The 13,319-nt window shown below is 25.1% G+C and carries 11 protein-coding genes; 9 read left to right on the top strand and 2 right to left on the bottom strand.

The features are described 5' to 3' along the window. The first annotated feature begins 150 nt into the window (after positions 1-150). Positions 151-693 carry a hypothetical protein gene (locus tag GBZ86_RS07275; RefSeq protein WP_152889185.1) on the top strand — a complete coding sequence of 181 codons (543 nt, stop codon included), beginning with the start codon at positions 151-153 and terminating at the stop codon, positions 691-693. 256 nt (positions 694-949) lie between these two features. Beyond that, positions 950-1,858 (top strand): LCP family protein, encoded by a 909-nt coding sequence (locus GBZ86_RS07270; RefSeq protein ID WP_152889183.1) that lies wholly within the window; start codon positions 950-952, stop codon positions 1,856-1,858. Positions 1,859-1,979: 121 nt separating this feature from the next. On the opposite strand, the gene GBZ86_RS07265 is transcribed toward GBZ86_RS07270, so the two are convergent. Beyond that, on the bottom strand, positions 1,980-2,342 hold the full coding sequence (locus GBZ86_RS07265; RefSeq protein ID WP_152889180.1) for a hypothetical protein: 363 nt from the start codon (positions 2,340-2,342) through the stop codon (positions 1,980-1,982). Between the two features lie 441 nt (positions 2,343-2,783). Between GBZ86_RS07265 and GBZ86_RS07260 the strand changes: the two genes are divergently transcribed. The 6 genes from GBZ86_RS07260 (at position 2,784) to GBZ86_RS07235 (ending at position 11,087) form a co-directional block, all read left to right on the top strand. Further along, positions 2,784-3,704 carry a dynamin family protein gene (locus GBZ86_RS07260; RefSeq protein WP_152889178.1) on the top strand — a complete coding sequence of 307 codons (921 nt, stop codon included), beginning with the start codon at positions 2,784-2,786 and terminating at the stop codon, positions 3,702-3,704. A gap of 80 nt (positions 3,705-3,784) precedes the next feature. Continuing rightward, on the top strand, positions 3,785-6,064 hold the full coding sequence (locus tag GBZ86_RS07255; protein WP_152889177.1) for a dynamin family protein: 2,280 nt from the start codon (positions 3,785-3,787) through the stop codon (positions 6,062-6,064). Between the two features lie 87 nt (positions 6,065-6,151). Continuing rightward, on the top strand, positions 6,152-6,679 hold the full coding sequence (locus tag GBZ86_RS07250) for a hypothetical protein (RefSeq protein ID WP_152889175.1): 528 nt from the start codon (positions 6,152-6,154) through the stop codon (positions 6,677-6,679). Between the two features lie 258 nt (positions 6,680-6,937). Beyond that, positions 6,938-10,117 carry an ATP-binding protein gene (locus GBZ86_RS18210; RefSeq protein WP_152889173.1) on the top strand — a complete coding sequence of 1,060 codons (3,180 nt, stop codon included), beginning with the start codon at positions 6,938-6,940 and terminating at the stop codon, positions 10,115-10,117. Continuing rightward, a complete protein-coding gene (locus GBZ86_RS07240; RefSeq protein ID WP_152889171.1) occupies positions 10,114-10,689 on the top strand; it encodes an HNH/ENDO VII family nuclease in 576 nt (191 codons plus the stop codon). Before GBZ86_RS18210 ends, GBZ86_RS07240 begins: the two co-directional genes overlap by 4 nt. 2 nt (positions 10,690-10,691) lie before the next feature. Next, the gene (locus GBZ86_RS07235) at positions 10,692-11,087 is read left to right on the top strand and encodes an SMI1/KNR4 family protein (RefSeq protein ID WP_152889169.1); all 396 of its coding nucleotides are present in this window, start codon (positions 10,692-10,694) and stop codon (positions 11,085-11,087) included. A gap of 61 nt (positions 11,088-11,148) precedes the next feature. On the opposite strand, the gene GBZ86_RS07230 is transcribed toward GBZ86_RS07235, so the two are convergent. Continuing rightward, positions 11,149-12,084, bottom strand: a complete 936-nt coding sequence (locus GBZ86_RS07230) for an Rpn family recombination-promoting nuclease/putative transposase (protein WP_152889167.1) — start codon at positions 12,082-12,084, stop codon at positions 11,149-11,151. Between the two features lie 249 nt (positions 12,085-12,333). On the opposite strand from GBZ86_RS07230, the gene GBZ86_RS07225 reads away from it, so the two are divergent. Continuing rightward, positions 12,334-12,927 (top strand): VanZ family protein, encoded by a 594-nt coding sequence (locus GBZ86_RS07225; RefSeq protein ID WP_152889165.1) that lies wholly within the window; start codon positions 12,334-12,336, stop codon positions 12,925-12,927. The last annotated feature ends 392 nt before the right edge of the window (positions 12,928-13,319 follow it).

Below are 13,319 nucleotides of genomic sequence, written 5' to 3'. Positions count from 1 at the left end.
GAAAACTTCTTCATTACAAAACACCGGAAGAGTTATTTGAAATACACTTAGATGAAATATATTCATTATAATAATTAGTCTTTAAATCATAATTAAGGACTAGTTCAATTTGATATTGCAATTTAGATTTTTTATTTATGTAAAAAATTCTTGAATAATAAATATTCAATAGAAACAATGTTTATTATTGCATTTATATTTTTATTTATATTTAAAGATAATATATGGGGTGAACAATCATTTTCATTTTTTATAGGAGTAATGTTATCACAATTTGATTCTATTAAATTATATTTAATAGATAAAAAATATAAAGCTACTTTAGTTTTTTTTATATTTTCAGTAATCTTTTCAGTATTATTTTTAATTCTAAAAGTTAAAAATATGGAAAACTATTTGATAATGAATATTGTTCAAACATTTATGAAAACTATTTCAGCGGTGTTTATAATACAATTTTCTTATTGGAGTATAAAATTACTTAGAGGAGGATTTATAATAACAGGATTTTTATCATATGAATTATATTTATCTCATACATTAGTTGTTGAAATAACTAAGATTAGAGATGACTATTTTGGTATGATTATATTTTTTGTATCATTCATTTTAATTGCTGTTATAATCAATAGGAGTAGTATTATTGTATTTAAAAAATTTAATATAAATAATACTATTAATGAAAAAAGTTAGTTAAACTAAAAATAAAAATTAATTAATTTAATTACTATTTATAAAGTAAATTCATTTTAGACATATTAATTTTATTAAAGCTTAATTGTATTTGTGAGAATATTTGATTAAAGAGAAATAGAAGTTTTATGTTATTGTTTATTAAAGAAATCTATAATGATTGTATACAAAGATATATTTGACTAGTTTTAGTTTTAATTTAGTGGAAAAAGAGTTTGGCTAAAATTAATCAAGTATGAAAGGGTGAAAATAAAAGATGAGTAAAAAAAAGAAAATTTTAATTTTTCTACTAACTTTCCTTATAATATTATCAATATCTATAGCAGGTTCTTTATACTATATAAAAACTACCTTTGCAAAGGTAGAGCAAGTGCCTATAAAACAAGAGGAACTTGCTATTAATAAGGAAGTAGAAGAAAAGTTTGGTGATATTAAAAATATAGCATTATTTGGTGTAGATGCTCCAGATGGTAAGGCTGGTAGGTCTGATGCTATAATGATTTTAACTTTAGATAGTGAACACAATAAAATGAAAGTAACCTCTATTATGAGAGATTCTTATGTGAATATAGATGGTCATGGAATGGACAAGATTAATCATGCTTATGCTTTTGGTGGGCCAGAGCTTGCTATAAAGACTTTAAATGAAAATTTTGATTTGAATATAAAGGATTTTGTGGCTGTTAATTTTACTTCTTTACCTGAGATTATTGATAAAATTGGAGGAATAGAGGTAGAACTTACTTCTGAGGAGGTTCCTCATGTACCTGGAACTCATGTAGGAATGAATGTTTTAAATGGTAATCAGGCTTTAGCTTATTCTAGAATAAGGTATGCTACAGGTGGAGATTATAAGAGAACGGAAAGACAGAGAATTGTTTTAGATAAGGTGTTTAATAAGTTAAAGAGTACGCCTATTTCACAGTATCCATCTTTAATAAATACTTTTTTGCCTTTTGTTAAAACAAATATGAGTGCTTCTGAAATGTTAGGACTTACAAAGGATTTTTCTTCAGTTTTGTCTAGTGGATTGCAACAGGAGAGATTTCCAAAGGATGGACAAGGTACAGGACAGATGATAAATGGAGTTTATTATTTAACCTTTAATAATGATGCTGTTAAGTCATCAATACATAATTATATTTTTGAAGATGTTAATAAATAAAAGTTTATATTGATGTAATTTTTAAGGCTACACATATCTTTAAGTATATTTTATACATTAAGGATATGTGTAGCTTTTTATTGTTTTTTTATTATATAAGTAGTATTTATTATTTTTTAAGTTATTTTAAACTTTCTTTTTTTATATAAGTAGCAGCAGTAGAGAAATATTTAGATTTTATACGTTTTGATCCATAGGGTACATAGTCTAAAGGTTCTAAAGATTTTTTAATCATTCTTCCAATACTTTGTTTTACAGCATGGTTTGTTAAGTCTAAGGTTTTAGGATATGAATTTAAATAGTATTCTTCTATTTCTTTCACACAAACAGCAAGTGGTGGAATTTTCTTATTAATAGCTTGAATAAAATTTATACGATTACTATCATTGCATATTATATTATTATAAATATATTCTCCATCTTTATTATTTACAGCTGAGTTTGGTGAAAAGCTTTCTATAAATTCATTAAAAGATATTGGCATATTTAATCCTCCATATAAAATGTTTTTATTTAATATATATGCAGAGGCTATATTATTTTTTACAAAAAGAAAAATTTAAGCAACTTAAAGTTTTAATTATATAAATAAAAAGTAAATCTATTAGGATAAGAGAAATTTTTGTATTATTAAAATTAAAATTTAAGAATGGAACCACAACAAAATATTACTATATTTTACATAATAATATGTAAATGGCTAAAAATGAGAGTATAATTAAATTAATGAATGCTTTCAGTTTTAAAATTAATATATTATTTTAGCTAGGTTAAATAGTTTGTTATGTAAGGGTATAACAAGTATTGCAAAAGGTTGTTTGAGTATTTTTTCATAGTTATAAACTATGAAAAAAGTAATTAAATAATATTAAAGCAGTTATTTGTTATACTTTTTTATTAAGAATAATAAGGAAGGAAAAAAGCTATGGTAGGTAATTATATTATTAATGATGCAAAGGTATTTAAAATATTTGTAGTTGCTACTATGAGTAGTGGAAAGTCAACCTTTATAAATGCTTTAATAGGTGATGATTTATTACCTTCAAAAAATGAAGCTTGTACTGTAAAGCCTGTGTTTATTATTAATAATAATGAAGAGAATTATAAACTTTTTGTTAATCACAATAATGAAAATAAAGTGATTTCAAAGGCTAATGCAACTATTATTGAGAAACTAAATTCAGAAGCAAATGTGGATAGTTTATATATTGAAGGCAGAATACAAGCAGTAGATAATTGTGATAAGCAAGTTGTTATTGTAGATACTCCAGGGACTAATAATTCTTTAGATATTACTCATATGAATGTAACTTATGAGCTTATGGAAAAAGTTAAAGCAGGATTAATAGTCTATTTAATTAATGCTACACAGTTTGGTATTAATGATGATTTAAAGTTGCTTTCTCATATTGCTACAAAGGTTAATAATAGTAATGGAAAAGTAAATATACTTATTGTGGTTAATAAGATTGATGAGTTAGATGATGAGAAGGAGTGTATAGAAACTACCATAAATAATGTATATAAGTATGTGGAGAATATAGGTATAAAAAATTTTAGTATAATACCTATTTCAGCATTAGCAGCAAAATTGTTTAATTCTATATTAATGGGAAAAGGGTTAACAAGAAAAGAAATGAAAAATTTTATTAGTTATTATGAACTTTTTAATCATAAAGATTATGATGTAAGAAAATTTTCTATTATAGGTAGTACACAGGTTGAAAATCAATATGTAGCTATTGGAGATAATAAGTATAAAAAGATAGATATACTAATGGCTATGGAGAATACAGGAATAACTTTAGTTTCAGGTTTTATAAAGGAAATGGTAGAAAATAAATAGTATGAAAAAATTTAAGAAAATGTGTATTTTAAAATTGAAAGTAATTTCAGGTAAGGGAAATATATTTAGAGGTGAGATTTATGATGAAAATTTATATTAAATATAATCCCTATAAAGTTCATACAGAGTTTAAGATAAATGATAAACCTTTGAAATCAGAAAGAATACTTAAATGTGTAGATAAAAGGCTTCAATATTGGTTAGCACCAAACAATAATAATTGGAATGGTATAGTAGAAGAATTAGCAAAGGTAATTAATGAAACTGAGTTTGAAATTTTCTTTGAAGGAAGAAAAATAGACTTTGAAGATTTAAAGCTAACTGTTGATAAGTATAAAGGAAAATATGATATAACTCTATGTCATAAGGATGCAAAGAGTGATCAGCATATTTTAGAGAAAATGGATAAGATTATTAGTAAGTTTGAGGCAGGTCCTTTTGAAGAATTGAAATCAGAAGAGGTGAAAAAAGCATATAAAGAAGCTAAGTCATCAGACTTTAAGATAAATGTAATAGCAACGATGAGTGCAGGAAAATCTACATTAATAAATTCTTTAATAGGATTTGAGCTTTTACCATCTAAAAATGAAGCATGTACAGCTACTGTTGCGAGAATAAAGGATAATGATGATATGCAAAACTTTATAGCAGTTTGTAGAAATAAAAATGAAGAAGAAATTTCTCATAAAATAGGTGTAACTTTAGAGGATATTGAAATATTTAATGAGGATAAGAAAGTTACTTACATAGATATAGAAGGTAGTATACCGAATATTTCATCAGATCAAATGAATTTAGTAATTGTGGATACTCCAGGTCCTAATAATTCAAGAAATAAAGACCATGAGCAATTAACAGGTACTATTATAGGTGATAAGGATAATAGTGTTGTTTTATATGTAATGAATATAACTCAATTTGCTATTAATGATGATAGAGAATTATTAACTAAAATTTCCGATGCTATGAAAAGAGGAGGGAAGCAATCTAAGGATAGATTTATTTTTGTAATAAATAAATGTGATGTTATTGATCAGGAAAAAGAAGGTTCTATTGAACAATTTTTGAAGAAAGTAGAAGATTATCTTAATCAGTTTGGTATTGAGGAGCCTAATTTATTTCCAGTATCAGCTGAAATGGCTAAATTAATAAGAATGTATAAAGGCAATAAAGAATTAACTAAACATCAAGTTAAGTTTTTTAGAAATTATAATGATTTCATAGATGATAAATGTAATTATTTTGATAATTTAGCATCTTTATCTGAGTCTAGTAGATTAAGTTTAAATAAAAAATTAAAAAAAGCTGATGATTCAGGAGATGATTATGAAGAAGCGCTAATACATACAGGGGTTCCAGCTATAGAAGAGGCGATAAATGAGTATTTAGAAAAATATGCTTATCCAATAAAGGTTGATAATGCAGTTGAAAGATTTTTAGGAATAATAGAAGAGAAAAAGATGTTAACAGATTTAGATAATGCATTGTCTAGGGATAAAGAAAAATTTAAAGATGCAAGAGATAAGATTGTAATATTAGAAAAAAAATTAAAAGAAGGAAAAGAGATTAAGAAAATAAAGGATAAAATTGATGGCTTTATTATAAATAATATTCAGTTTGATAACATAGGTAAAGAGACGCATAAAAATTTATCAAAATTAACTTCACCATATCATAATAAAACAAGTATAGAAGAAGAGTTTGCTAGAAGTGAAATAGAGAGATTTAAACATCAAATGAGCAATTTAGAAAAAGGTTATAGATTAAGTTTAGAAAGGGCTATAAAAAGTTCTGTCATTGATGAGGGAGAAAAATTAGTAGAGGAGTATCAAAGCTATTTAAATAGTTTAAAAGATGATTTGAAAATTGAAGGATTTACATTTAATAAAATAAATGACATAAGAAAAATAAATATTGAAGATGTAGATGATTTAATGAAAAAATATACATATACAGAAGAAGTTTGTAAAGATGTAGAATATAAAAATGAAACTAAAAAATGGTATAAACCTTGGACTTGGGGTGAGGATAAGTATTATACTGTCCGTGAAAAAATTGGTGAGAAAAATGTGATTAATGTTAGTAAACTAATACAAGAACATATGGGAAAAATAAAATTAGAAATTGATAAAAATATTAAAAGTGCAGATGAAGAAAGTAAACAACAAGTAAAAGAATTAAAAGAATATTTTAAAAAAGAATTAGATAAGTTAGATGCTGTAGTAAAAAAAACATTAAGAGATATAGATAAAAATACTAAAAAGCAAGAACTTATACAAGAGAGAGTTAATATCAATGAGAAAAATAGAATTTGGTTAAATGAAACTATAACTGAAATAAATAACATAATGAAAATATAGTTAATATGCTTAAATTAAATAGAGTATATTTTAAAAATCTAAGCTTTTTAAGAAAATTTAAAATTAGTTTTAAAGGAGGAAATAAAAATGAGTAACTTTGAACCAAATTCATTAGTAAAAGAATGTATAGAAAAAAGTGATATACCAGCACTAAGAAATTCAATATGTACAATAATATATTCAGATAGAAATTTTAGTAAAGGTGACTTTAAGAATACATTAAACTATGTAGTAAATAAGTGTGGTATTAAAGGAATTTATGAGCCTTTTAATTCAGAAATTGATTCAATACAACTAAAAAAAGATGGAAATTATTCTGAAGATGATTTTGCAGAAGCTGTTTATGAATTAGAGAAAAACTTTTGTAAAGAGAGAATAGATTTTGTTGAAAAGATAGGAAGAAGTCTATATGGAATTTCAATGCAAAATGTAAATTCAAAAAATGTAATTAAAGGCGAGGATGAAAATAATGGAAAAAAGTCCGTGGTTCAAAAGAACAGTGCATCAACTCAAATAAAAGCAAGCAAGGACAAGAAGAACTTAGCTATAGGAATAGGGATAGCGGTGGTTGTCATAGGAGTAGCGTATTTAATAATAAGCAAGATAAACAAATAAGTATAGTTGATAATACTATAGAAAATATTAGATATGAAAAAAATAAAACAAACTTTAAAGATAAAGATTATGAGGATACTTTTAAGAATAATAAAATTATTGAAGCAAAAGAGCCTATAGAGACAAATTCTAAAGAGAAATTTTCAAGAAAAAAAGAAATATTAAAAGAAAAAATAAAAAATAAAAATAAATTTAAAGATAAAAAAGCCCATGAAAAAGCAGTGAAACATTCTCAAATATAAAAAGGAAGTGTGGTATATGAACAATAGTTTAGATGTTAGAGATAACAATGAATTAGCACAAGCTTTTATAAATGCAGAAAATATTTTGACTAAGGATTATCTTCAAGTTTTAAATCAGCTTGAAATAGAAGAAATTAATGAAGATTTGAAGGAGATTAATATAGAGGAAAATGCAAGGTTCTTTAAGCTAAATAAGTTAGTTTATAATAAAAATGAGGACAACTTAGATAAATTATGTAGTGTGGTTAATGCAGTAGCTTTATCTAAAGGTACTGTTGTTACAATAATTAAAAGTAATGGAAAGAAAGTAGATTATTATTTGGGAGTTATTAATAAAAATTTTAATGGAGATGTTGTTGCTCAATATGAAACTTTAGAGAGAGCTTTTAAAGGAAACTTTATTGGTAGTGATATCTCTTCTTTAAGTAATAGGCAATTAAGAAATTTAAATAATGATATATTTTTAAATAATTATGATTTTGAAGAAAGTGTTATAACTTCTGTATCTGGTATTGCAGCATTAAGGTTATCTGAAGGAAAGGATATTTTAAATTATATTCAAGGCTTAGAAAAATTTACAGATGCTATGGAAGGAAAAGCTTATACAGCACTACTATTAGCTGATCCAGTATCAAATGAAGAAGTAGTAAAAGCTAAACTTGGTTATGAAAACTTATATTCTGAAATGGTACCATTTTTAAAAACAGAATTATCCTTTAATGAAAGTGATAGCATAACTTTAACAGAGGGAACTACCACTAGCATTACAAAAACTATTAATGAAAGTATTGGTTATACTCAAAATACTTCAGAAACTGATGGATGGAGTAGTTCTGAAAGTTTTGGAAAATCTAAAAGTAAAAATAAAGGTGCAATATTAGGTATTGTTGGTGCTGTTGGTGGGTTAGCATTTGGAGGAGCTTCTGGAATTATTGCTGGTTCTATGGTAGGTAATGTTTTGGGAAGCTTAATGGGAAGTGCTTCTGATAGTGAAAATATTACAGCAGGTAGAAATAAAAGCATATCTAAATCATTTGGAGAAAGTAAACAACAAGGCAAAAGTGAAGCTGAATCTACACAGGAAAGTAATTCTAGTAGTGAAGCTACAACAAGAGGAAGAAATATTCAAATAAGTTATGAAAATAGAGGAGTACGTTCTCTTTTAGAAAAAATTGATATGCAAATTAGTAGATTAGATAGATGTAATGATTTTGGTAGTTTTAATTTTGCAGCATACTTTATATCTAATGATCCTTCAGTTAATAAAATTGCAGCTAGTTCTTATAATGCTCTAATGAAAGGTGAAAATTCATCTGTTGAAAGTTCTGTTATAAATACTTGGAGTGATAAAAGTTCTAATAAAAGTTTAAATTTATATTTAAATAAGTTTACACACCCTTCTTTTAAATTTAATTTATCTAAAAATAAGCATATAAAGGTTACCCCCGCTTCTATTGTAAGTGGCAAGGAATTAGCTATACATATGTCATTGCCTAAAAAATCAATTAATGGATTACCAGTAGTGGAATCTACTGAGTTTGGAAGAAATATTTTTAAATTATCTAATGAGAAAAGTTTAGAATATATAAATTTAGGTAACATTTATCATATGGGAGCAGAAGAGGATACAAAGGTTAAATTAGATAAAGAAAGTTTAGCTATGCATACCTTTATAACTGGTTCCACAGGAACAGGAAAATCTAACACTATATATAATATTTTAAATGAGCTTACTAAAGAAAGAATTAATTTTTTAGTAATAGAACCAGTTAAAGGTGAATATAAACATGTATTTGGGTATAGAAAAGATGTTACTGTTTGGGGAACAAATAATAAATATACAAAACTATTAAAAATAAACCCATTTAAGTTTCCAGAAGATGTTCATGTTTTAGAGCATATAGATAGGTTAATAGAAATTTTAAATGTTTGTTGGCCTATGTATGCAGCTATGCCAGCTGTTTTAAAAGAATCTATTGAAAAAGCTTATGAATCAGTAGGGTGGGATTTAGATATTTCAGAAAATAAATATGATAAAAACTTATTCCCTAATTTCAATGATGTGTTAATTAAATTAAATGAGGTTATAAATGAATCAGCCTTTTCAGAAGAATTGAAGGGCAATTATATTGGGGCATTAGTAACAAGAGTAAAATCATTAACAAATGGGATAAATGGAAGAATATTTGCAATTGATGAAATTGATAATAGTCTTCTATTTGATAGTAATGTTATTGTAGATTTAAGTAGGATTGGTTCTAGTGAAACTAAGTCTATGATAATGGGAATATTAGTAATGAGACTTAGTGAGCATAGAATGAGTCAAGGAGGAATAAACAATAAATTAAAACATATTACTGTTTTAGAAGAAGCTCATAATATTTTAAAAAGAACTTCTATAGAGCAATCTATGGAAAGTTCAAATTTAGTTGGAAAGTCTGTAGAAATGATTTCTAATGCTATAGCTGAAATGAGAACCTATGGAGAAGGTTTTATAATAGTGGATCAATCTCCTAATATGGTAGATATGTCTACTATTAGAAATACAAATACAAAGATTATACTTAGATTACCTGATTTTTTAGATAGAAACTTAGTAGGAAAAGCTGCTGCTTTAAATGAGGAACAAATAGTTGAATTAGCTAAACTTGAAACAGGGGTTGGAGCCATATATCAAAATAATTGGCTAGAGCCAGTGCTTTGTAAAGTATCAAAATTTGAAGGTAAAGAAATAGAGTTTAAGGAAGAAGAGGAATTAAAAGACACTTCTAATAATTTAAATATAAAAATTACTAAAATATTATTGCAGCATCAGATTGGAGAAAGTATTGATTATAATAAAGAAGCTTTAATTAATGAAATAATAAATAGTAAATATCCTAATAATATAAAAGTAGATATTATTAATGTGTTAAAAAATAAAAATATTTATGAACTAGAATTAAAAGATGTTTCAAACATAATCTCTAAAATATATTATAATCAACAAGCTTTTGAGAAGGCAAAAAATTGTGAAAATTTTAAACAGTGGACTAAAATAGTTTTGGATAATATGGGTAGAAATATAATGGAATTAGATAAAGACTATAGAGATGCTATTTTACAATGTATATTAAGGGAACAAGCTTTAGCTGATAAAGATGTTGAACAATTTTATTTTAATTGGACTGAATATATGAGGGGTGAAGTAATATGATGCAAGAATTAGCTATAGGAGAAGTAGCAAAAAATGAACAGTTAAAAGAGATTGCAGCAAGTGCTTTTAGAGAGGGAGCAGGTTGTTTTAAAGAAGTTATTCCTCATTTGGGTGAAAAGATGAGAGGAAGAATATCTTCTTTTAAAGAAGCGGATAGACCTTTAAATTATAAATCGTTAGAAGAAGTTTTAAAAAATGCCTCAACAGAAGAAAATGGAATTTATGCAAAAGCAAATTTAGAAAAAGGGGAAATTAATGGACGAGAGTGTCTTAAAAGAACTGATATTGATTATGATGAAAAAGATATGTTTGGAATGTCTAATTTAGAGCGTATGGAAAATGGTAAAGCACCATTAAAAAATGAAACACAAATACAATTACATCATATTGGACAAAATATGAATTCACCTTTAGCAGAGTTAACTAAAGCAGAACATATAGGTAGAGGTAATGATACTATTTTACATAATAAATTGAAAGAATCAGAAATTGATAGAAGTGTTTTTAATACTGAAAAGATAAACTATTGGAAAACTAGAGCAGAACAAATAAAATTAGAAGGAGGTGAATAGTTATGAATAGTATAAATGAATTAATTAAAAATTCTAATTGTAAGACTTTAAAAGGTGTTAGTGAAGAAGTTATAAGAAATGCAGAAGAAGAGCTAAAGTTTAAATTTGATGATGATTATAAAAACTTTTTAAAAAACTTTGGTGTATTATCTTGTGGAGGAAATGAAATTTTTGGACTTGGTGTTGAAGGATATTTAAATGTTATAAAAATAACAAAGGAAGAGAGAATATTGAATCCAAATATTTTAGACAATTATATAGTAATACAAGATTATAATATTGAAGGAATACTTATAACTTTAGATCAAAAAGGAATAGTATATGAATTTAGAAATGGTAAGAATACTAAAATTTATAATTCATTTAACAAGTTTTTAGAGAACGAAATACTAAATTAAATATAAAGCAAAATTTAAAGGGCTTGGAGTTGTCCAGGCCCTTTAATATTCGTGATTTATTTTAATGTTTAATGCTTCTTCTAAGTTCTTCAATGTTTTCCTTGGATAATTTGGTGAATTTCATAATTGTTTCTGCATTAACACCATCTTTTATCATTTCAAGGGCAACTTTTTCAATGCCTTTTTCGATGCCTTTTTCTTCAGCTTTTTCTAGTGATTCAGTTAATATAAAAGCATTATTAGCAACCATAGTTTCAACATCCTTTCTTTCAGAATTTAAAATTTTAATAGCTTCATCTGCTAAGGGCATTTCTATTGAATTTTTAATCCAGTGTTTTAGTACTTGCATTTCTTTTTCATTTAAATTATTAAAGAATAATGTTATTGATTTAATTCTTTCTAGAAACTCTAAAGCATCTATTTTTTGATCAAGTAAAAATATTGCTGATGTCATTGATTTAGATTTTAAAAGATCTTCTTTTGAAAATTTGTTATTAACATCAAATAAATCATATTTAAAATCTATTATATTATTACCGAATATATCACTGTTATATATTATGTCTTTAAAATTAGTTGGTACATCCCAAGGAATTTTACCATTGTAAAGTACAATTGGTATCACAGCAGGGATTTTAAGATTTTTATTATAAGGTTTATGTTTTTGGTTTTTAGAATATTCCCTTAAAATTTCACAAATGTAGAACAATAATCTTAAAGGCATTCTATAATCTATACTAGATTGAAATTCTAAAAGTATGTAAAAAATTACTTCTGTACCGTTTATAGTAGCTCTATAAACAATATCTGATTCCTGTTCTTCATAATCTGAAGCTATATAAGATTTATCAGTAAGAATTAAATCCTCAGATTTTAAGTCCTTTGCCCAAGGAGCTTTTAGCATACCTTTAACTAAGTCTAAAAACACTTCACTATTAGAATATAAATCTTTATAGCTTTTGTCATGAATATTATTTTTATCTTTTTTTAAATTCATTAGTTACCTCATATATTAAGTTTTATTACTATAATTATATACAAAAATATTTAATTTATAAACACTTATTAAGTCAAAGAATTTGTTTAAAAATTAATATTGTGTTCATAATGGAAATATATATAGATTAACAACATAATACGTGGTATTTATTTACAAAGGTATTTGGATTTTCATGTAGAATTTAATTATTAATATTTAATTGGTAAATTTTTTTGTATTTAAGTGTAAGGAAGGTTAATTTTTTTTATGAGAAGTATAGTAATATCATCAAATACATTTTTTCTTATTTCTTTTACTATATTTAGTATTTTTAAAGGAATAAGTATATTTAGAAGTAGTGAGAAACTTGATTTTATAAGAGAATTATTTAAAATAGGGGCTGTGTGTTATGCTATTGGAGTTATATCTTTAGTGTTTTTTCCTGTAACTTTTCAGTTTGGTGGAGAGGTTTTTAATAAGTATCCTACAATATGGATGAATCCTCTTACTAGTATTGTTAATATAGTGATGGATAATCATTTAGATGGAATTATATATAATATAGGAGGGAATTTTATTTTATTAGCTCCTATGCCTTTATTTTTACTTTATTTCTTTAGATATAAAGTGGATAATTTAGTTAGCATGTTCTTTCTGTGTTTATTTACTGCTATATCTATAGAGAGTGTGCAGTTTTTTGAGTCTTTACTTATAGCAGGTGTGGGAAGATTTATAGAAACCAATGATATTATTTTAAATACATCAGGGGGAGTGACTGGGTATTTACTTTATGATAAATTAGTAAGACCTTATAGTTATTTAATTACAGGTAGAAAAGTTAATAATAATTTAGATATTTAAATAAAGTATTTGAAGAATTTTATTTTTTAAAAGTCTTCAAATATTTTTTATATTTATTTATAATGAAAAAATTGTATATTTCTACGAATTTCATCAAAAAGTTATTAAAAATTTCATTTAAATGTTTACAAAGTTGGTTAAATTAAGTAAAATTAAATTGTAACAAAAAAGGAATTACTTGAGAAGAGAGACAGCGTGTTACTTGTTAAGAAGGCATAAGCTGAGAGTTTTATTAATTTTTTAAAACTCTTGGCTTTTTATATTTGATAGTGTAAAGTTTAATATGAAAAAATAGGTTAGATATTATTTTGAAAATATTATTTTTAAAAACTATCAAAGATTATTTTTAGGTACAACAAAAAGACCTTCTATGAGAAGATTTTAAAAATATT

It is taken from the genome of Clostridium tarantellae (assembly GCF_009295725.1).
Taxonomy (GTDB): Bacteria; Bacillota; Clostridia; order Clostridiales; family Clostridiaceae; genus Sarcina; species Sarcina tarantellae.
This window is presented reverse-complemented; position numbering and strand designations above follow the sequence as displayed.